The organism is Kiloniella sp. (genome assembly GCF_048259265.1).
GTDB lineage: Bacteria > Pseudomonadota > Alphaproteobacteria > Kiloniellales > Kiloniellaceae > Kiloniella.
The window spans coordinates 1-21,280 of sequence record NZ_JBLXHT010000006.1; the positions used below are offsets into that span (position 1 = coordinate 1).

Annotated in this window: 16 protein-coding genes and 1 pseudogene; 6 read left to right on the forward strand and 11 right to left on the reverse strand. The window is 46.8% G+C overall.

All coding sequences use genetic code 11. The features are described from left to right. Positions 1-204 precede the first annotated feature (204 nt). The 9 genes and pseudogenes from ACN0QW_RS10875 to ACN0QW_RS10915 form a co-directional block, all read right to left on the reverse strand. Positions 205-1,302, reverse strand: a pseudogene (locus ACN0QW_RS10875) (IS3 family transposase). Between the two features lie 264 nt (positions 1,303-1,566). Continuing rightward, complete coding sequence (locus tag ACN0QW_RS10880) at positions 1,567-3,660, reverse strand: AAA family ATPase (protein ID WP_417431394.1); 2,094 nt, start codon at positions 3,658-3,660, stop codon at positions 1,567-1,569. Then, the gene (locus tag ACN0QW_RS10885) at positions 3,657-4,043 is read right to left on the reverse strand and encodes a DUF6262 family protein (RefSeq protein ID WP_417431396.1); all 387 of its coding nucleotides are present in this window, start codon (positions 4,041-4,043) and stop codon (positions 3,657-3,659) included. Before ACN0QW_RS10885 ends, ACN0QW_RS10880 begins: the two co-directional genes overlap by 4 nt. 31 nt (positions 4,044-4,074) lie before the next feature. Beyond that, positions 4,075-4,575, reverse strand: a complete 501-nt coding sequence (locus tag ACN0QW_RS10890; RefSeq protein ID WP_417431398.1) for a hypothetical protein — start codon at positions 4,573-4,575, stop codon at positions 4,075-4,077. Then, entirely contained in the window at positions 4,572-6,581 is a 2,010-nt protein-coding gene (locus ACN0QW_RS10895) for a tyrosine-type recombinase/integrase (protein WP_417431400.1), read from the reverse strand. The genes ACN0QW_RS10890 and ACN0QW_RS10895 overlap by 4 nt, the downstream gene beginning before the upstream one ends. After that, complete coding sequence (locus tag ACN0QW_RS10900; protein ID WP_417431402.1) at positions 6,578-8,629, reverse strand: hypothetical protein; 2,052 nt, start codon at positions 8,627-8,629, stop codon at positions 6,578-6,580. Before ACN0QW_RS10900 ends, ACN0QW_RS10895 begins: the two co-directional genes overlap by 4 nt. After that, positions 8,629-9,903 (reverse strand): tyrosine-type recombinase/integrase, encoded by a 1,275-nt coding sequence (locus tag ACN0QW_RS10905; RefSeq protein ID WP_417431404.1) that lies wholly within the window; start codon positions 9,901-9,903, stop codon positions 8,629-8,631. The genes ACN0QW_RS10900 and ACN0QW_RS10905 overlap by 1 nt, the downstream gene beginning before the upstream one ends. Before the next feature lie 133 nt (positions 9,904-10,036). After that, complete coding sequence (locus tag ACN0QW_RS10910) at positions 10,037-13,693, reverse strand: vitamin B12-dependent ribonucleotide reductase (protein ID WP_417431406.1); 3,657 nt, start codon at positions 13,691-13,693, stop codon at positions 10,037-10,039. Positions 13,694-14,306: 613 nt separating this feature from the next. Further along, on the reverse strand, positions 14,307-15,212 hold the full coding sequence (locus ACN0QW_RS10915) for a DMT family transporter (RefSeq protein WP_417431408.1): 906 nt from the start codon (positions 15,210-15,212) through the stop codon (positions 14,307-14,309). Positions 15,213-15,517: 305 nt separating this feature from the next. On the opposite strand from ACN0QW_RS10915, the gene ACN0QW_RS10920 reads away from it, so the two are divergent. The 5 genes from ACN0QW_RS10920 (at position 15,518) to ACN0QW_RS10940 (ending at position 18,270) form a co-directional block, all read left to right on the forward strand. Beyond that, positions 15,518-16,357 carry a hypothetical protein gene (locus ACN0QW_RS10920; RefSeq protein ID WP_417431410.1) on the forward strand — a complete coding sequence of 280 codons (840 nt, stop codon included), beginning with the start codon at positions 15,518-15,520 and terminating at the stop codon, positions 16,355-16,357. Positions 16,358-16,556: 199 nt separating this feature from the next. Further along, positions 16,557-16,937, forward strand: coding sequence for an NADH:ubiquinone oxidoreductase subunit NDUFA12 (locus ACN0QW_RS10925; RefSeq protein WP_299381046.1), 381 nt, complete (start codon positions 16,557-16,559; stop codon positions 16,935-16,937). An 82-nt stretch (positions 16,938-17,019) separates the two neighbouring features. Then, positions 17,020-17,469, forward strand: a complete 450-nt coding sequence (gene mlaD, locus ACN0QW_RS10930; protein ID WP_299381045.1) for an outer membrane lipid asymmetry maintenance protein MlaD — start codon at positions 17,020-17,022, stop codon at positions 17,467-17,469. A 42-nt stretch (positions 17,470-17,511) separates the two neighbouring features. Next, positions 17,512-17,742, forward strand: coding sequence for a hypothetical protein (locus ACN0QW_RS10935; RefSeq protein WP_417431413.1), 231 nt, complete (start codon positions 17,512-17,514; stop codon positions 17,740-17,742). Positions 17,743-17,769: 27 nt separating this feature from the next. Continuing rightward, entirely contained in the window at positions 17,770-18,270 is a 501-nt protein-coding gene (locus ACN0QW_RS10940) for a DUF2155 domain-containing protein (RefSeq protein ID WP_417431415.1), read from the forward strand. Between the two features lie 191 nt (positions 18,271-18,461). Here ACN0QW_RS10940 and ACN0QW_RS10945 read toward each other — a convergent pair whose 3' ends face one another. Beyond that, positions 18,462-19,358: a LysR substrate-binding domain-containing protein gene (locus ACN0QW_RS10945; protein ID WP_417431417.1), complete on the reverse strand. Its 897-nt coding sequence runs from the start codon at positions 19,356-19,358 to the stop codon at positions 18,462-18,464. A gap of 157 nt (positions 19,359-19,515) precedes the next feature. Between ACN0QW_RS10945 and ACN0QW_RS10950 the strand changes: the two genes are divergently transcribed. Continuing rightward, positions 19,516-20,415 (forward strand): DMT family transporter, encoded by a 900-nt coding sequence (locus ACN0QW_RS10950; protein WP_417431419.1) that lies wholly within the window; start codon positions 19,516-19,518, stop codon positions 20,413-20,415. Positions 20,416-20,605: 190 nt separating this feature from the next. Here the strand turns inward: ACN0QW_RS10950 and aat are convergent, their stop codons facing one another. Then, positions 20,606-21,274 carry a leucyl/phenylalanyl-tRNA--protein transferase gene (gene aat / locus ACN0QW_RS10955; protein ID WP_417431421.1) on the reverse strand — a complete coding sequence of 223 codons (669 nt, stop codon included), beginning with the start codon at positions 21,272-21,274 and terminating at the stop codon, positions 20,606-20,608. Positions 21,275-21,280: the final 6 nt, after the last annotated feature.

Genomic DNA, 21,280 nt, shown 5'->3' on the forward strand with positions numbered 1-21,280 from the left:
CCGGCCTCATGTTCCTTTAGAATGCCAATAATTTGCTCATCTGAATATCTTCGTTTCATTAGTGCCTCCGATTAAATCGAGAAAAACACTAACTCCTAAATGAATCAAGTTTGGGGGAGAACAGCAGAAGAAGCAAAATATCGGAATATAGATATGAAAAAACTAGGGTAATCCCCCCATTTATGGAGGTCGTTGAAACTAGAATTATGCAGCCACTTGGTACTGGTTCAGTTTCATTGCGGGTGGTAATGCCGCCGATGCCCATATTGGGGCGGTCGTTGTTGTATGTCCATAGCCATTTTGTGGCGTGATTTTGGACCTCCTGAATTGTGTGAAAAATATGAGTTCCCAGCCATTCGTTTCGAACGGTTCGATTGTATCGCTCGACATAGGCGTTTTGCCGGGGTTTCCCAGGTTGGATATAACTCAGCGTAATCTGGTTTTTGGAAGCCCAATTTATGAGGGTGCCGCTGACATATTCTGGGCCATTGTCAACTCTGATGGTTGTCGGTTTTCCTCGCCACTGAATGATTTGGTCCAAGCTGCGCACAACCCGCGAAGACGGCAAAGAAAAGTCCACTTCGATCGCCAAACCCTCGCGGTTGAAGTCATCCAAAATATTCAACGTTCTGAAGGACTTTCCATTCCACAGCTGGTCAGCCATAAAGTCCATTGACCATACCTGATTGGGCTGGTCTGGCACTGACAAGGGGTCTGGGCGGTCACGCTTTAGTCGTTTTTTAGGCTTAATTCGCAAATTTAACTCCAGTTCGTAATAAATCCGGTAAACCCTTTTGTGGTTCCAGCCAAACCCCTTAACGTTGCGCAGATACAAAAAGCACAAACCGAACCCCCAGTTCCGCCGCGCATTCGTCAAAGCCAGCAGCCAGTCTGCGATCTCGGCATTCTCACAGCCCAAAATCCGCTGGTATCGAAAACAACGCTGGCTGAGATCAAAAGCCCGACACGCCACAGCAACGCTAACACCACGTGTGGCAATTGAGTAAATAGCCATCTCTCGTCTCTGAGACGGCCTTGTTACTTTTTTGCTAGGGCATCCTTGATCAACTCGTTCTGCATACTCACGTCTGCATACATCCGCTTGAGGCGGGCGTTCTCGGCCTGCAGCTGCTTCATCTCAGAAATTAGAGATGCATCCATGCCGCCATACTTTGAGCTCCATTGGTAAAACGCGGCACTGCTCATTCCGTGCGTTCGGCAAAGCTCCGGAACGGGTACGCCGCTTTCTGCTTCCTTTAAGATCGAGACAATCTGAGCCTCTGAATACCGTGATTTCTTCATAGTGAATCTCCTTGGCTTATAGTGCCGCAAAAATTCTAGTTTTCAACACAACCATTTTTCGGGGGGATTACCCTAGGACCATTTCTTAAAGATGATTTTGAATAAAACTCCTAAATTTGTTATTGTGTAGAAGTATTTTGAATGGGCTCCGCCCCTCACTCAATAAAGCTGCGGCCACCCCATCTTCTCTCGCGTTGCTCTTTGCAGACGGGGCCCCTGTGCCTCACTTGATTTCGCTACCCCCGCTCTCGCCGAGGGGCAGATTTACATGAGATATTCATGTAAACCAGTTTCACGAAGTGAAGGGTTTGGTAGGGCTTTCACAGCGGCTTCAAAGGCGTCTCTGTCACCAATTAAAACAACTTGTTCTTGTGCACGAGTAACGGCTGTGTAAAGAAGGGTTCTATCTAGGAGTTTACTACTGTAAATGGGGATGATTACTCGCTTGAATTGAGAGCCTTGAGATTTGTGGCATGTGATGGCGTATGCGTGCTCCAAGACATCGTATTCTTCTTCTGGAATCATTTTGTCTTCGCCCTCAAAATTGACCTTAATTGAGCCTGTAAAAGAGGCATCGGTGACAGTTCCCAAGGATCCGTTCATCAAGCAAAGATCGTAGTTATTTTCTGTCCAGATAACCGGTTCTCCTTGCGCAAAACCTGCTGTCTCTGGCTTTCCTGGCGTAAGCAATTCGTGAAAGACCTTGTTAATTGTTTTGGTGCCTGCTGGGCCACCTTTAATGGCTCCAATTACCCGGCTTTCGTGCATTCCACCAAGATCATTCACAATGTCCAGAATTCTCTCGACTGCATCATCCTTTTCTGCGTCGATAAAAGTCACTCCAGGGCGCTTTCCTTCGTATTTTCCGAGTGCTGGAGGAGTACCATTCCTGATTGATGCGGAGAACCCGGGAATACCGGTTGAAGCGGTTTGTCGGTGGACTTCCGTCAATTCGATTTTTGGAATTTTTGCAGACTTGCAAAACTCGTGGAATACAAGTCCAAAACCAATTGGGGGTAATTGAGCAGGATCGCCAACAAGCAGCAAACGACAACCTGCTTTCATCCTTCTCATGATCTTGTACATTGTTGGGAGATCAACCATGGAACTTTCATCGATTACAATCAAAGGTTCGCGGTCCAGTTCAATCTTTCCCTGATCTACGGTGTTGAGAAACTTCATGATTGTTGTTGCAGGGCGCTCTGTTGCTTCTGTCATGCGTGTTGCAGCGCGACCGGCTAGCGCCATTTGAAAAATATGGCAACCAGTTTTCTGACAAGCCAGATGGATCGCTTTGAGTACAGTTGTTTTCCCAACTCCGGCTCCACCGGTGAGTACGCTGATCGGAGCGGAGCTGGCCATTTCGACAGCTTTTTTCTGTTCGGAATTGAGTTTGAAGCCTTCAAGGGTTTCAATATCGTTAAAAATGGCCCTGAGACGCTCTTCGTTCATTTTGGTCCTAAGGGAGCCCTGAGTAGCTAGAAACTCACCAGCGGCCATTTTTTTGGCTCTACCAGAGATATATTGCTCCATGCTGGCAGGGCCAAGTCCTTGCAGGCTTCCATCTGTTTTGACGAGCGCAGCGGCTTTTAAGGCGTGTACCAAGGCTTTTTCGGCGACTTCGGTTGTGGAATTAAGAAGTTTTTTCAGGCTTTCGATAAACTGTTCTTCACTCGTTAATGTGTGGGAATAGCTCAGTCTTTGGTAAACAACGGCATCTGCTGCGGCGATTAAGCGGCGTGGATCCTCCTTATCAAGCCCCATTGAACTACCCACCGTATCCGCTTGTTTCCAGGAGGAAAATGCGAGCAAGCGATAAGGATTTTCGTCGAGCTTTTCGATTGTCTCCTTGCCGTAGATTTTGATGATTTTGGATGCGATCGAGAGGGAAACAGCATGCCTGTCGAGCCAGCGGTAGATCTCTGCTTCGAGTGTTACTTTCTGCCAGCCCTCAAGCAGGGATTTTGCCAGATCCCTACCAATTTCTTCCTCCAGCGTTTCGGAATCTTGATCGTCTAGCAAGCTGTAGAGCTCTTCTCCAAAGCGATCCCAAAGCGCCTCTGACCTTGCTTTTCCAATACCAGGAAAGAGCGAGGATTTCGTCAATAGGTTGATGATCAGACGCCCACTTGGCCGTACCAGGATCGCCGTTTTGGTTTTAACCTGGGGGCCGTATTGGGGATGGTTTTTTATCGTTCCCGTGATCTCCCATAGTTCACCAGGTGTGGGGGCTCGCGGCATGGCTGTGTTTGAGCTGACAAAGCGATGTCTTGAGCCATCCTCTGTTGATCCACTGAAAATGGATCCACCGAAATCCGAAGCAAAGAGCACGCTTTCGATAATGACAGTTTGGGTCATAGATCAACTCTCTTCCCGCGTTCCAGCATTTCTTCGATATGGGAGTACTGTTCGAGTTTTCGGCGCAATTCAAAGACTTCAGCGTTTAAAGCTGCATTGCTTTGTTCCAAGCGATTGATCTTGCTGTCGAGTAGTAGTCGTTCCTGGTCTTTTCCCTCTTCGCCTTTGGAGATGCCCTTCAAGCCTTTTTCAGCTATAGCTTTTTCAAGTAATTCCTTAGCTGCAGGGTTCTTGTAAAGGACTTGGCGTTGAAAGCCACAGGCCTCTGCAATCGCGCTGATATTCGCCTTTCCAGAGCGTTCGGGAACGGCATCGATTGCGTTGAGGTAGTGACGTAGCTTTTCAACATTTTCTTCGCCGGCCTGTTTTCCTGATTTAGCCATTTTTTACCTCCGTTCCGTTTGCAGTTTGTCGTTATTTTTTGTGCTTGGAAAGGTCGACAACCTTATGCTCAGAAAGCTCTTTTTTGAGTTCCCTGTTTTCTTTCTCCAAGGCCTTGTTTCGGGCTTTTAGCTTTTTGTTTTCTGCCTGCATATCGGCATATTCGAGCTCGGCCTCTGCGTAGCGCTGTGCGATCTCGTTGTAGGCGTCTTTCATTTTGTCAACGCGATCTGTGACAACTTTCCTGACGACTTTTGAGCCCTGTTTGATCTTGCTTTTTACCTCTCGCAACCAGGCTGATACTTCATCGCGTGTCTGCCGGTGTTTGGGCTTTTGCAAGGTCTTGCGGTCAATGCCCGCTCTCCGGCAAATTTCAGCTTGAGAGAGACGCCCGGAAGAATAGGGATAGATGCCGTTGTTGTTTTCAATGTCTGCTTCAATGCTACGCATTGCGTTTCTAAGCTTTTGGACTGTTTCTTCGTGTTTCTGTCGAGCGTAGTCCACCAATGCAGAGGGCTTGTGTTCGTCTGTCATATTGCTTCTCCTTCTGCCCAGATCTCGGCAACAAGGGGATGAGGAATCCATTTTTCTCGTAGGGCTTCAAATGACTGCAGATGGGCCAGGATTTGCCCCTTGTAGGCCTCTTCAATCATAATGTTTTCACTGTCGAGAGAATTGAGTTTGTTCACCAGACTAGTGATGACCTCATCAGCATCGTTTTGTGCTCCAAACGTACAGGCTTTGAACTTACATTTTGAGCAATTACTCGCGTTGATACTGTTTGTGTCTTGAGTGCAAGGTGCTGTTTCGTCTTTTGTTTTTGTACACAAGACACCTTGCCGTACAATCCTGAATTCTTGCCCTGTGACGGTCAGAATTTCAGTCGCTTCATCGATGTCGTCAAAACCGAAATCATCGTTAGCGTGGCGTGTTTTCAACCACTCTGAAACAGCCTGAACACGTTCTGCGCCTTCTCCTGTCAGTTCACCCAGATCTTCTGCATTGATGTATTCTTTGTTCGTCGCGTAGAGGTAGGCTCTAGAGGCTTCTTCTATCTCAGCAACAACGTCAGCATTCGTGAGAATGTAGCGTAAAGTCATCTCTATCTGTTTGTGCCCAAAGAGATCCATGAGGATTTTCGGAGCGCCTAAGAGCGCCATGGCGGCAAGACGGGCCAGTGTCTTTCTCCAGCGGTGAGAGTGTGCATTTTTATTATCGAGCTGGTGATCTAGTCCGAGATGCCTAACAAAGCCATTGTAGGGCTCGTTAAAGCGGTGTAGCGGGCTGCCTGCTGGCCGATCTCTGCTTGCTTTCATCGTTACCCAGAGATGTCGGTTGTCTGGGCTATGGTGCATGATTTTCGCCAGACGTTCCTGTTGCTTTATGGCTCGCACGGCCTCGGGCGGCAGGGGCCACTCCCGATCTTCGCCCGTGTGATCGTCGGCAAGTTTCCAGGTTGTTCCATACCAGCGGCCACCGCCGTCCGGGAGCTCTTCGACTGAGCCAAGTGTCGCTGCTGCGACTTCGGACCAACGGGCGCCGGTGGATGCAAAAACAAGCGTTAAGTGCGCCAGCTGAAGCGCGACGATCATTCCGGAAACATGGCCCCAGTTTTCCGGAGGCCATGACTGGACAAGTTTGGTTGTTTTGCCAGACTTCAGTGCGATTTCGAAGGGAAGGGATTCAAGCGTCTTTCCGCGCTTGTCTGTCCAGTTATGCGATTGAATTAACTCTCTTCTTTCTTCAATCACGGTGGGGAACTTGGAGGATTTGTCTCGTTGATCTTTGTGGTGTTTTTCCCAGAAATCGAGCAAAGTTGGGCCCATTTCTTCAACAAGCCAGAGGCTTCTCCAGCCAATTTCGGAGACGAATTTGTCGGGAAAAGGGGCCCATTTATTGTCTTTGTTTTGGGTATTTTTTTGTGCAGGTTGGTCTTTTCTTTGACGCTCCGAGACCTTTAAAACATCATCCTTCCAGGAAGGAGCATCTTCAAGGTATCCTCGTTCTCGGTATTGTGTAATTGCCGAAAATATGACCTGTCGATCGAGGGCCGCGTGGTTGTTGGTGGCGAGCTCTATGATCTCAGCGACCTGTCCTTCATCCAGATGAGAAAAAACGACTTTTCCCTCGGGATTAGGGTAACTTTGCATGGCGTCTCGTGCCATTTTGAGCAGCTCTTTTGAGTACATCAAAAGGCTCGCAGGCTTTAGTTGGCGAACTCCAGTCTTTGTATATCGAGGGTAAAGAAAGAGGCAGAGAATCGCTTTACGCAGCGAGTTCAGTCGCTCATGGAAATTATCAAGGTTCAAGCCTACTGGAACAGCATTATTTATTGTAATAGATCGTAAGTTTAAGCTTTGAGTTGAACCCGCGGGCATCCAGTGCTCGGGAATGATGATCTGTTCGTCTCCGAGCTTAGAAATTGGTGTGATTGGAAAATCCCAAAGGTCTTGAATCTCGTCAGGTAAATAATTGTTTGTTGCTTGAAGTTGAGAGCGCCAATCTTCGAACGATATTATTTTTGACGTTTCTCCAATCATGAGAATACTCCAGGAGTTTCAAAGAGTAGGCCAGATGATTTTACTTCTCTCATCTGTTCAACAATTGCTTGCTGAACGTCTTTTTCGTCGAAGAGGCTTAAGGTGAAGTCCGTTGCTTCCAGTTCGGTCGGATAACTCGACTCTTCCCAGACGGTGAGAGGCGTTTTCTCTTGGATCAGCGTCAGTTCTGCTTTGCGTTTAGCAATTCCCTGCAGGCTGTCTTCGAAGACGATCGCATGGCGACATAGGGTGCAGCGCTGGGTTCTACAGAGCTTGTTTTCAGGGTGGTTACTGGCGATATGTTTCGGTGGATTTCTTGGATCCAGGCAGCCTGTCTGAAGGCGTGTCCGCATTCGATAATCCTCAAGTCTCTGTCTCTGTTCTTGAGTGATTTCACCGTGCTCAACCAGTATACGCAGAGCGGCCCCATCGATGATTCTACGCTCCCGAATTTCATGCATGATCGCGTCCTGGAGCTTGCGTACCTGCTTTTCACCGTGCTTTCGCCAGCGTGTTTGGTTGAGGTAGTGTCTCAGGGTTTCCGGACTTGTGTGTCCGGCTGCCATTTGTGCTACAAGCCATTGTTTTCCTGAATTTTGATAAACGGATCCGATCCAGGAATCTCTGAACTCCTTGGTCGTGAAGCCTTCCAATTGCTCTGCGTAAATACCGAGATCATGGCGGCTTAGTGTTGCGCGAATGACATCGTTGATATGCTTTGAATAGCTGTGTGGAATCGCTGAAACCTGTCCCACTTTGTTGACAACGTGATAGAGCCAGGGAGACTTCACTTGATACTCAAGTTTGCTTTTTTGGGCTTCCAATTTCTTGAGCTGAACGCCTGGTGCTGTCTTTGAGATTTCATGAGTCAGCAGAGAGATTTGGTGCTTCAGAGTTTCGCGCATTGGTTTTGTGCGTTCAATCATGAAGCGTATGATTTGGTAAGGAGAATATTCTGGTTCAATCTCAGAAACTGCGGTCTGGAACGAGCCAGATCGCTCTTTCCACGAGGTCAGGACCTTGAGGTCTTTCCGGATGGGATGATTGCTGCACCATTTTTCTTCATCGCTTATGTCAAGGGCACAGACGGTTGAAAGGTTCCATCCAGTATGCAGCTGATATATCAAAAGAAATATGATGGTATCGTGGAGAGAAGGATGGAACCAGCGCAGCTTTCCAACAATGCCTTCTCGTGCTCTTTGTTCTTGCGCTGGGGCGAGGTATGCGGGGCCCTTGTGGTCTTGCTCAACCTTATTGGCTTTGTTCAGCCCACGGGCCTGGTTTTCATAAAACCAGGCCTTGGGGGCGACAGAGTCTTGAGTAAGCTCTTTTACGATCCAAGCATGATTTTCTCGAAGATGCCATGCTGCAGATCCTGATGCAGATTGTTCACCTCGAGGATCGCTGCCCGTTTCCGCAAGGCGCTGCCCCTCTTCGAACATCTCTTTGATTTGCTTAGCTTCAGCAATCAGTGCCTTGTGTAGCTTTTTGACCGCTTCGGGACCGGGAGTGTCTTTTCCCTTGGGCTTTTTGTGGCTTACGCCTGCCCAATAAAGCATTTTGTGGTCGTGATAGATTCTGGCTGCGTTGAGCAGTGTTTTTGCGGTTTTGTAGACAGTAGCTGATTTATTTTTGTCATAAAGCCAGCGTTTGAAGCGCACTCCGTGGGCATCCGTAAGATCTGTGAGAGACAGAACCGGCAGAGCCTCTTGTTCGTGGTCCAGATAGCGCCAAAAGTCTCTCATTGCATGGCGAATATTCTTTACCGTGTCTTTTGGCGAGGCCCCGTAGCGAGTGCGAATCACGGGCATGAGTTCATTGATCAGAACAGGGCGTGGGCTAATATCACCTGTCCAAGCCAATGCGTTGGTTGCGCGCAGGTTTTCTGCTGTCTGGCCTTCCGCAAAGGCCGTGAAATCGGCTTCAAAGGAGGCCTCTTTTTCTGGGTTGATAAAGATACGAAGCGGTGAGAATTGGGTCTCTTCTAAGTCCAAATTTAACGCGGGAAGCTTTTTGGATGCGAGCCTGTTTCTCGTCGGGTCGGCCATTAGGAAGACTCCCTTTCGTTTAATTCATCATGCCAAGAGGTATGGTGATCTTTCGATGCGACGACAGCGATCGCCCATCTCAGATATTGAGTTGTGGTTTCATCTGAGACGTGCCCCAGTTGTGGCTGGATATGGAGCTGTACAGCGTTGCGCCCTGCTTCCCAGAGAAAGGCTTCTGGCATGCCTGCCAGGTTGCCCTCATCGTACTTTTGGGCTTCGCCTTCCATGTGTTCGAGCAGGGTCAGGCAGGCCCAGCTGTGCCGACCTAGGTGAGGGCTCCAGGCGCTGTAAGGAGCGCCGATTTTCCAGGTTCTTTGCAGAGTTGTTGTCGAAAATGGTTTGCCGTCATACTCAGAGAGAAAAAGCTCTGGAGGGTGAGGTGATTTTTTGTTTTCCTTCAGAAGTTTAGAGAGAGACTTGAGGCGTCTTCCAGATCGATAGTTATCAAGCTCGATGGCGAAGTCGACGGGTATGCGAATGTCACGTTCTTTGCCACCTTTTGTGCCGTGTTTCAGGCGGACGGTGACTTGATTGCCAATGAGATTCCAATCTTCTCGAGGTGGAAGGGATTCGGATCGGAATAAAACGGCTTCAGCGGCACGACAACCTGTTTGGAGCACAAAGCGGCAGAGCAGCCATTTGCTGTAGCCTTTTTTCGTTTTGATGGATTTCAGCCAAAAGTTGATTTCATCCATCTCAGGCAGGCGTAGAGAAGCCGGAGCTTGACGTTTGCGCCCCGCTCTGTGGGTTACGGAGCGTGAGGAGTTTTTCCCGGTGCCAGTTTTCATTGAAACTGCAACCGTTCCCGTGACCATTTTGAATTCCGAGCGAATCCATCGGTCTGTGCCCCAGATCAAAAACTCACATGCTGAATCAATGCGGAGTTCGATTGTGCCACTGGCAAGTGGATCTCCATCCTGTGACCATACCCCTGACGCCATGTGTTCCCGATATTTCATGAGATGTTCGAGATAGGTGGCCTCGCGCCAGTCAAGGTTCACTGCGTCACACCATTCGATGAAGTTTTTAAGACGGTAGGCGGTTGTTTTAAGGGTGCTTTGAGAAGGGTAGTTTAATTTTCGGCGTTGAACCGTCGCCTGGTTTTTTCCGCGAGGAAAGCTTGGGTGCCAGTCGAGTGTGGCACGCTCACGAAGGTAACGATTTACTTCTCTAATATATCTGTGTTCTGAATCGAAAATCACAGGTACGTGGGCTACAGAATGATAGCCCAGATCACTCAAACGAATACTGCTTGGTAGAAAAATGCTTGCCATTTTACAAACTCCGTTGAAATTCAACCTACTTTATGTTGGTGTACATTTCAATGGGGTTGTTGATTTACAAAAGGGAGCCTTCCGGGCTCCCTTTTGTAAATAGTTGAAGTGCTATATTATTGTTGTTGGCATACTATGAGCACCCAGTCGTGGATCCGCAGGTATCGCATTTCAGGCAGGTACCGTTACGGACAAGAGTAAAGTTTCCACACTCAGGGCAAGAGTCGCCTTCGTAGCCTTTCATGCGGGCTTCACGAACCTTTTCCATACGCGGGTTGGCAGATTTTGTCGTGGTGGTTTGCACAACAGTTTCTGTATGCGCCGGGGCCGCCACTTCCTGAGTTACTTCGGCTGTTGCCGCAGAGGCCACGAGTTCTTCGGTTGGACGACCACCGTTCACAACAACCAATTTGTTGCGAACATATCCGGTTGAAGCCACGCGACGGACAGTTTCTGCAACGGCATCTTCCGGCTTTGGCGGAGTGCTTTCGCCATCACCTTTGCCTAGCGTATCGGGCATAATATCTGCCGGTTCCACATGGGCGAGATCGTTACGGCCAAGATAGGAAACAGCCAGTTCACGGAAGAGGTAATCAAGGATGGACGTTGCCATTTTGATCACATCGTTGCCTTCAACCATGCCTGATGGCTCAAAGCGAGTGAAGGTGTAGGCTTCGACATACTCTTCCAACGGAACACCGTATTGCAGGCCGATAGAAATCGCGATGGCGAAGTTGTTCATCAAGCTGCGGAAGGCCGCGCCTTCTTTGTGCATATCGACAAAGATTTCACCCAAGGCACCATCTTCGTACTCACCTGTACGGAGATACACCTTGTGACCACCAACGATGGCTTTTTGTGTGTAGCCCTTACGGCGTGATGGCAGCTTCTTGCGCTCGGTAATGGTCTTTTCGATAACACGTTCGATGATGCGCTCGGCAACGATTTCAACACGTTTTGAAGAAGATGCTTCTTCCATTGCGTCTTGCTCATCTTCATCGAGTTCAAGAAGAACGCCAGAAGAAAGCGGCTGAGACAGTTTGGAGCCATCGCGGTACAGCGCATTGGCTTTTAGGCCGAGTTTCCAAGACAGCATGTAAGCGTCTTTACAATCGTCAATAACAGCATTTGCCGGCATGTTGATTGTTTTGGAAATCGCACCAGAAATAAACGGCTGGGATGCCGCCATCATACGAATGTGGCTTTCAGCAGAAAGGAAACGCTTGCCGGTTTTTCCACATGGGTTCGCGCAATCGAAAATTGGCAGATGCTCATCTTTTAGGTGCGGTGCCCCTTCGAGAGTCATTGACCCTGTGCAATGGATGTTTGCAGCATCAATGTCTTTGCGGCTGAAGCCAAGTTCAACAAGCATGTCAAAATTCATGTCGTTGAGCTGTTCTTCTTTGAAGCCCAATACGTTTTTGCAAAGATCGTCACCAAGGGTCCACTTATTGAAAATGAACTTGATGTCAAAGGCACTGCCAAGACCAGATTCGACCGCTGCGATGGCTTCGTCTGTGAAGCCTTTGGCTTTCAGACTGTCGTGGTTGATGCCTGGTGCATCTTTCAGTGTACCATGTCCAACAGCGAACTTGATGATTTCATCAATTTGTTCGTCGCTATAACCAAGGTTGCTTAGGGCACCTGGTACTGTACGGTTAATGATTTTGAAATAACCACCGCCAGCAAGTTTTTTGAACTTCACGAGGGCGAAATCAGGCTCGATGCCTGTGGTATCGCAATCCATAACAAGACCGATTGTGCCTGTCGGCGCAATCACAGTTGTCTGTGCATTACGATAACCGTGTTTTTCACCAAGCTCTAATGCTTGATCCCAAGCTGCTTTTGCAGCTTCGACCATGTTTTGATCCGGGCAGTTCTTGGCAACGATTGGCACAGGCAGAACTTCGAGCTCTTCATAGCCAGCTGCTTCGCCATAAGCTGCGCGACGGTGGTTGCGCATCACACGGAGCATGTCTTTTTTGTTAAGATCATAACGTTTGAACGCACCGAGCTCACCCGCCATTTCAGCCGATGTGGCATAGGCTGTACCGGTCATGATCGCACTTAGGGTTGCGCAGATGGCGCGCCCTTCGTCTGAATCATAGGAAACGCCTGTGGACATTAACATGCCGCCGATGTTGGCAAAGCCAAGGCCCAGAGTACGGAATTCATAAGAATATTGCGCGATGGCTTTTGATGGGAACTGGGCCATCAAAACAGAGATTTCCAACGCGATGGTCCACAGACGTGTTGTGTGGGTGTAAGCTTCGATATCAAAGCTACCGTCTTCGCGCAGGAAGGTCATCAGGTTCATGGACGCGAGATTACAGGCAGTATCATCCAGGAACATGTATTCGGAACAAGGGTTAGAGCCGTTGATGCGACCAGATTTAGGGCAGGTATGCCACTCGTTAATCGTGGTGTCGTACTGGATGCCAGGATCGGCACAGGCCCAAGCTGCGTGTGAAATCTGGTCCCAAAGATCGCGGGCTTTGACGGTTTTTTGTACTTTTCCATCAGAACGGCGGATAAGGTCCCAGTCACTGTCTTCTTCTAGCTTTTGGAAGAATCCGTTGGCAACACGCACAGAGTTATTGGAGTTCTGGCCAGATACTGTTAGATAAGCATCAGAATCCCAGTCTGTGTTGTAAGTTTCAAACTCAATGTTTGAGAAGCCTTGCCCCGCAAACTGAAGCACACGCTGAACGTAGCTCATGGGCACTTCGTGACTGCGTGCTGCTTTAATGGCTGCTTTCAGGGTGGTGTTCTTGCGCGGATCAACACGGTCTTTGCCTGAGAGTTGATCTGTATTGCAGGCAGCCATAATCTTGGTCAGGTGTGTCTGACAGATTTTAGAACCAGCAACTAGCGCAGCAACTTTCTGTTCTTCGACAACTTTCCAGTTGATGTACTCTTCGATATCCGGGTGGTCCAGATCAACGGTTACCATCTTGGCAGCACGTCGTGTGGTGCCACCGGATTTGATTGCACCCGCGGCGCGGTCACCAATTTTCAGGAAGCTCATCAGGCCAGAAGATTTTCCGCCACCAGATAGAGGTTCTGCCGAGCCACGAACGCGTGAGAAGTTTGTGCCAGTACCCGAACCGTATTTAAACAGACGCGCTTCACGAACCCATAGGTCCATGATGCCGTTTTCATTTACGAGATCATCATCAACTGATTGAATGAAACAGGCATGTGGCTGTGGATGCTCGTATGATGACTTTGATTTGGTGAGTTTGCCTGACTTGTAATCTACATAGTGGTGGCCCTGTCCGGGGCCATCAATGCCATAGGCCCAATGCAAGCCTGTATTGAACCACTGTGGAGAGTTTGGCGCGGTCATTTGATTGGTGAGCATATAGCGCATTTCATCAAAATATGTACGGGCGTCTTCTTCGCTGTCGAAGTATCCACCTTTCCAGCCCCAGTAAGTCCAGGTGCCTGCAAGGCGGTCAAAAACCTGTTTGGCAGAAGTTTCGCCAATGATGCGTTCGTCTTCGGGGATGTCAGACATTGCATCATGATCAGGTTCTGAGCGCCACAACCATGACGGGACAGAGTTTTCTTCTATTCTTTTTAGTTTTTGGGGAATACCGCGCTTGCGGAAGTATTTTTGCGCAATAATATCACAAGCCACTTGGCTCCAACTGGCCGGAACCTCAATATCCTTAGCCTGGAAGACGATAGAGCCATCCGGATTTTTGATTTCACTGGTTGTATAGCGAAATTCAATTGCGTCGTAGACGTCTTTTCCGGCTTCTGTAAAGCGACGTGCGATGCGCATGCCGTATCCCCTTTTAATAATACAAAACTCATTGACAAAATCCCGAAGATAGGGGTGTTGATATCCTATCCCGAAGCTCACTCGTATCGCGTTGCCCGCAAGTCTAGGACTCTGCGGGTTTCTGCGAGTAAAAGCACATTTTGTTGATCTGAAGTGATTTAACCACAATATTTGGTTGTCGTCACCCGTATTTTGCGTATTGACACACTATTTTTTGTGCCGACGGTCTGGCATAAGCCTGTGGATAAATCTGTTGATGAGTAGAGGAGAAAATCTACTGTGGCTGAAAAGTGGCGGGAAAATCAAACTCTTTGAAGGATATCTAAAATGCTATTTTATTTATTTAAAAATGTGCAAAAAAGATCTCTGGCAACTTCGAATCTAAGTCGCTTAATTGAGAAAAATTTGTAACGTTTTTTCATTACCGATTCGTGTCGGTAAAAAGAAAAATATAAGATTACGTTTGTTTGCGAATTATCTGTTCTTGGCCCGGTAAGTGATAAACATCTGAATTTTCTAGCTAATGCCAATAGGTTGTAATTACATAAAATTTAAGTGAATAGCTTTGGTGAGAAGATTGGGTGCCTGTGATTAGAAGTGTTTGGTATATAGCCTAAGCCGTGGGAATTCTGACGGGGCGGTAACAGGAAATAACAACGGCTGCTAAAACAAGAATAGACCCTATAATTTGAGACAGGTTTAACGTTTCGTTCAAAATAAGAACTGCTGTAATAATCGAAACAACAGGTTCTACATTAAAGAGCATCGCTGTCCGGGACGGACCGACAAAATTGACCGTCGCGATTTGTCCTAGGGTGGCCAAAAGATAAAGCAGGGCAATTGCAATGGACAAAGACCAGCCAACTGTCAGGTTTGTCCACTCGTGCGGTAAGGTGATATTGTCATCAACAAGAAGGTACAGGCAGGTCAGCGCGGTTGCGACGATATTGACATAGAAGACAATTGTCAGGTTCGGAACGTGCGTGACGACTGATCTGCTGACAATTAGAGTTCCTGTTATAGACAGGGATGCGCCAAGAACGAAGAAAACTCCGCGCCAATCCAGATCATTGATGTTTGGCCCTAATGCAATTGTAATCCCGATAAAAGCAAGAAGAGAAAGTCCCAGCTGTACAGGGTTGGGCCACCGCCGTTGCAAAAGCGGGTCGATAACGGTGACAATCACCGGGTAGGTATAAAAGAGGATCGCAGCCAAGCTCACCGGGATATAAATGACTGCTGAAAGATAGCAGACTGTGACGCTGAAGATAAAAAGGCCCATCATGCAGAGTGGGATTATTTTATTTCTGGGCACGGAAAATATCGTTTTGCTGGCAAGCAGGATTGTGACCATGATTATACTGCCCAAAACAAACCTAATGATGGTTGCGCTACTGGCTGTTACCCCGATTGTGTGAGCAAAGGGAAAAATGGGTGTAATCAATCCAAAAGACGTCCCGCCAACAAGGCCTGTGACGATCCCGAAGAGGGGAGGTTTTTTTATTGCTATGTTGCTCACGGTTCTGCTCTTCAGATTCTGTCAGTGTTTATGAGGCGTTAGGGTAAAGGTATATGATTTAACCCTAGAAAGTCTTCGTTTGATACTTTTCTTGGTCATGGCATGTTTTCATCATTATTAGGTCAGGGAAAAGTCGTTGTGGAAAGTTAAATCCGCTAAATAAACGCCTTTGGGCGGCATTTTGGGGGGGAGCATTTTTTTAACTCAATATAGAGGCGTGTATCGTTTGACGCTCTATGTTATTTAGGGCTGAGATAAAAACAGGGTATTAATAAGGTCCAAAGACCGGGATGAAAGACGACTGAATGAGAGTTAGTTTATCAGATTTTCGTGACAGGCTTGAAGATTGTCTGGAAGCCAGAGGCGCGCAGGAAATCACACTTGATCGTGCCGCTGCTATGGTGCAATGGGCTGAGCGCCTTCATCGGTGTGGTATTCGCTTTCTGGCTAAAAATAAATTCGCTTATAGCCAGACAGACATGACAAAGATTGAATTGCTGTCCGAGAAAGATAATGCTGCGTTTCTTGATGCGAGTGGGCAGTCGCTGGCAGTCGCGGGTATTCAGGCTGTTGAGAAGGCAACACACAAAGCACGTGAACAGGGAATGGGACTTGCCGTTATCACAAATGTTTGTGATCTCGTCGGGTTAGGTCAACTTGTTGAAGATGCTGTGGAAGATGGCTTGGCCTGTTTTGCTACCTTTGTTGTCGATCCGGTTTCTGACGAAGGTCAGATCCTGACAGAGCTTTATGGCAGTAGCAGAGGGATTGTTGGCGTTCCCGGAGCCGAAGAAGATTTGTATATTGAACTGTATGGTCTTCCTGTCAGTCATGACGCCTTTGTACAAGGCATTACACCGGGGAATATTGGTGAACTGGTTGTGAGTGCCTTAACCAAAACGGACAAACAGGTCCCAGGCTGTACAATACTGGTTTTAGATCTGCCACAGCTTTACCCTGATATGATCAAAGCTCTTGAGGCTGGTGTTTCCTCTGTACCAGCAAGGCTATTTAACCCCGCCGATCAGATCGCAAGAAATCAGGATATTGCCGACGAAGGTTATCAGGTTGAAGAGGGGGACTGGAAAGCTATTTGTGAACCTGAAGGGCTTACTGTCGTCCCAAAAGATGACCAAGAGGCGTAGCTGAGTAAAAATTACGTCATTTTTGCGCCCTTTGGACTGGACTGAAAGGGGTTGCAGTGTAATATTCAGCGCAGAAAGATAAGTCGCGTTTTGATGGCGCTACTTATTTTTTACCAAAAAAGATCAGTTACCTTAAGTAGCTGTTCATAAGACAGATATATAAGAATAGGGTTGAACCCAATTCAATTAAGGAAGAGATATGGCTGGAACTCCTCTTGGAACTCGTCTGTTCACATGGCTCAAAGGCGAGCTGGTTGGGCAAGATCAGGACGGCAACAAGTTCTATCGCACCAAGGGTGGCAGTGAAGTGCATAAAAATAGCCTGCGGTCCGAACGTCGCTGGGTTATTTATAATGGTGAACCAGAAGCCAGTCGCGTTTCTGCTGACTGGCATGCCTGGATTCATCATACAACGGATGAACTTCCACCTGAAGGTGGTTATGCCAAACATGAATGGCAGCAAGAGCATCAGCCAAATAAAACTGGAACAGCCGAAGCTTACCGCCCAAAAGGCAGTATGCTAAAAGCTGGTGAGCGTCCGCGGGTTTCTAGTGATTACGATGCTTGGCAGCCTGAATAAACTCTGGTCCTTAATTTAGGTAGAGATCCAATTGATATGGTCTCTAACTTATTAACTTAACTTTCCCCTGTAGGTGAGCTTGATGAATAGAAGTATTGTTGAAACGATTATTGGCGGGCTTGTCTTGCTTGTTGCTGTTTCCTTTGGCTTCTATGCCTTTAGCAGTAGTTCTGGCGGCTCTTCTACTGGATACGAGGTGGTTGCCGAATTCGATAATGCCAATGGTTTGGTTTCGGGCACAGATGTCGAAATTGCGGGTGTAAAGGTTGGGACAGTTCTTCGTCAGGAACTGGATAAAGATACGTATTTTGCTGTTGTCACACTTTTGATCGATGAAGATGTTAAGCTTCCCAAGGGGACCTCTGCGCGTATTCTATCTGATAGTCTTTTAGGTGGAAATTTTGTCAGTCTTGAGCCCGGCGGTGAGGATGATTACATCGAAGCAGGTGGCCTTATTATCGATACCCAGGGATCTGTAAATCTTATGGATCTTCTCGGTCGTTTTGTTTTTTCTTCGGCCGACAACAATTAAAAACGGTCAGTATCTCAAGGGATATCCTGAGGGAATTTCAGCATGACGGATAAGAGAAAATCGACAACTGTCTGGCGTCAACCCGACGGAGAGCCTCTTTCTTGCCTTGAAAAGATCAAAGTCTTGAATGAAAATCTCGAAGAAATAAGAGAACTTTCACAAGATGCGTTGGAAGACGCGGTTCTTATGGGAGGGGATGAAGATCAACTTCGAGAAGTCTTAAGGGCAATTGTTGATGATCTGGTTAATCCTTACGCCTCAAAAAAACACTGATAGGATCAGCAGAGGGAAATTTGTAGCTTGTTACAGATCGCGAAAAAAATAACGACGGTTCGAATTGCGTCCCTGTCAGCTATAACATCCTTAAGCGGTGCAATTGTCGCAACAGTCATAGGGCTGTCGCCTCTATCTGCACGTGCTGAAATGATTTCTCATGAAGTTGCTGTCTTACAAGGCCTTAACAAGATTACTGCGCGCGTTTCAGAATTGCATGTGCCAGTAAATCAGCCAGTACGGTTTGGGTCTCTCGAGATTACAGCAAGAGAGTGTCGTAAAAGCCGGCCGGAAGAAATGCCTGAATCAGCATCCTTCCTTGAAATTGATGATCATAAAGAAAATGTCGAAGCCACACGGATGTTTACCGGATGGATGTTTGCGTCATCCCCTGCCGTGTCGGCAATGGAGCACCCGGTTTACGATATATGGGTGGTGAACTGTATGTCATTAGATGAAGCACGGGCCGCTGAAGCAAAAAAGGCTGAAGAAGAAGGTAAGGCGGAAGGCATTCAGACTACTGAATAGTCGCTTCAGCCGATAATATCTTTGATCGTAATACGTTTTTGTCGATGATTGAGAGGTGAAACCTCCGTGTATCGCGTGGTTTCTGTATTGCTTTGTCAGGTAAGTTGACACTCAACGTATGCAGTAATTATTATTTTTGTCGCTTTTGGGGGCAGGTTACTAATCTACTTAAGTAGTTGTGCCAAATTGGCTCAGAGACCTTTGTTTGCATCTGATGCGGAAAATTTTTCAAGCAACCAATTTTTGAGTGCGCAACCTGTATTACTAAGCGGCGGATTATCCGGATGAACGAGGTAGTAGCTTTTTTCCAATGAAAGTCTTTGTGGAAAGGGCTCGATTAACTCCCCCTGCTTCAATTCGTCTTGTACCATCAAAGCATTACTTAAGATCACTCCTTGGCTTCGTTTAGCCGCATCAATGGCCAATAACGTTTGGTCAAAATGTAATGCTGTGATTTCTTTTCTGGCCTCTGTATCAATAGATGTAAACGCGGTTAACCAATCGTCCCAGAATGGATAAGGGCTGGTAATGATAATTGTTGTTTTGGTCAGCTGGTTTAAGTGTTTCAGTCCAACCGTTTCACGGTATTGGGGGGTGCAAAATAATCTCACTTCATCGTCATGAACTAGTTGTATATTCAGCGATGAATCCTTTCCGTCAAAATGCCTTATCGCTAAATCTACGGGTTCTTCATTGAAGTTTACAGGGGTATTTGAGGCATTGATGTGGACTTCAATGTTGGGATGTCGACTGACAAAATCCTCTAAACGAGGTCCTAACCATTTCGCAGCCAAAGTTTGCGATAAAGATAGGCAAACAGTATTTGACTGCTTCTCTCGAAAGCTCTTGCTGGCTGTGTTTATCTGTTCTAACGCCGGAGCAATACGACTGTAATAGCTCATGCCTTGGTCAGTTACTTTTAGTTGGCGGATTTCACGCACAAACAACCGATGTCCTAGCCAATGTTCCAATTTTTGAACCTGTTGGGACACTGCTCCTGGTGTGATGCACATCTCTTCTGCGGCCAGCTTAAAGCTTGCGTGTCGAACAGCTGCTTCGAAGGCAACGAGAGATCTTAGTGGAGGCATTGACTTGTGTATCATGTGTTCTTTAGCTCTAAAAATAAAATAGAAAAACTATTTTATAAGGTAGAATAAATCGTTTGTCGTAATTCTGCAAATCTATAAAAGTGAGGACAATTCCAACAGTGTGAATGATTCTTGATGAGTCATTGAGGAGAGGTGTATGAAATATTTGCCTATGTTAGCTTTTCTGGCACTAGGGGTTATTTGGGGGAGTAATTTTATTTATATGAAAATGGCTTCTGAGCTGATTACTTCTTCACAAATTGTTCTGTTAAGGGTCTTGTTTGGGTTCCTGCCAATTTTCTTTTATGCCTATGTCACAAAAGCAATAAAACTATCTCATATGAAACACATAGGACATTTTTTTGTGATGTCATTATTGGCAACAGTAGCCTATTACTATGGCTTCGCCAAAGGGGCGTCTCTTCTGCTTTCCGGTGTGGCTGGTGCACTTAGTGGGACGATTCCTATTTTCTCACTCTTATTAGGACTGTTCTTTATTTCCGAAGAGCGTATTTCAGTGAATAGGACCATTGGCCTGTTCGCAGGGTTACTTAGTGTATTCCTCATTGCGAACCCTTTTTCTGGTGATCTGGCTTCAACGAATATTGAAGGTGTATTTTACATGGTTTTTGGGTCACTGAGCATCGGGGCATCTTTTGTTTATGCAAAAAAATACGTATTGCCACTCAAGATATCTTCAGCGGCATTAACTACTTATCAGTTAGGGGTGGCATTGCTGGTCCTGTGTGCGATTACAGATTATGAAGGTATTGGAAATATTCGTAGTGATCTACATGTAACAGTTGGTCTGGTTGTTGGTCTGGGCTTGCTTGGAACGGGCCTTGCCTATCTTATTTATTATTACATCATCGATAAATTGGGAGCCATTTCTGCGTCTTCTGTAACTTATATTCCGCCCGTGGTTGCTTTAATTATCGGGGCTGTAATCGTAGGTGAAGATATTCGAGTAATTGATTATTTCGCTACTGGATTAATCTTTTTGGCTGTTATGCTCGTGAACAAAAAAACGCCAAATACACCACAGTTGAATAAATAACCTATCGCAATCAAACTTCTTGCAGAGGAAGTGGTTGCTATTATTTTACCTGTGTGAGGGCATCTCTGTATTTTTGGCAAAATTGGCAGTCTTCATTTTTTTCAACTTGGTTCCAAGGGTAGGACTTATCCTACTGAGATAATAGCCATCTAAAGTTAGGGATAGGTGTTTTCAATTATGATGAATGGGATTATTCGTCTGTATAAATGGCTGGGCGATTGCCTTTGCAGCTTTCAATAAAGTCTGACAGTTCACTCTCTGAAAGTTCCAAAGGAAAGCGCGCGGGGGCTTGCATTGCTTCAAATAGGCATTTTTTATAAATCTCACGATCTATTTCAATAGTGCCAAATTGGCTTAGATGCTCGGTCGTGAACTGTGTGTCCAGCAGGGTATAGTTTCCCTTCACAAGGCGGGCTGCCAGATGAATAAGAGCAATTTTGCTGGCATTACTGCGGCGAGAGAACATGCTTTCACCAAAAAATGCGCCACCGAGTGAGACGCCATAAAGGCCGCCAACAAGCTTATCATCAAGCCAACATTCCACAGAATGCGCAAATCCACGTTCGTGAAGTTGAGTATATATTTTCTTGATAAGGGGATTGATCCAGGTATCTGGTCGCTGCGAGGTTGTTGCTGCGCACATTTCCAAGACATCAGAAAAAGACGTATTACAGCGGACTTCGAAAGGTTTTTTTTTCAGCGCTTTTCGCAAGGAGCGAGAGATATGGATTTTATCTAGAGGAAGAATGCCGCGATTCTCTGGATCTATCCAATGTAAATCCAGAGAATCATGACTTTCCGCCATTGGAAAGACGCCAATGGTATATGCTTTTAAGAGTAGATCTGCTGTGATCTCCATGAACAC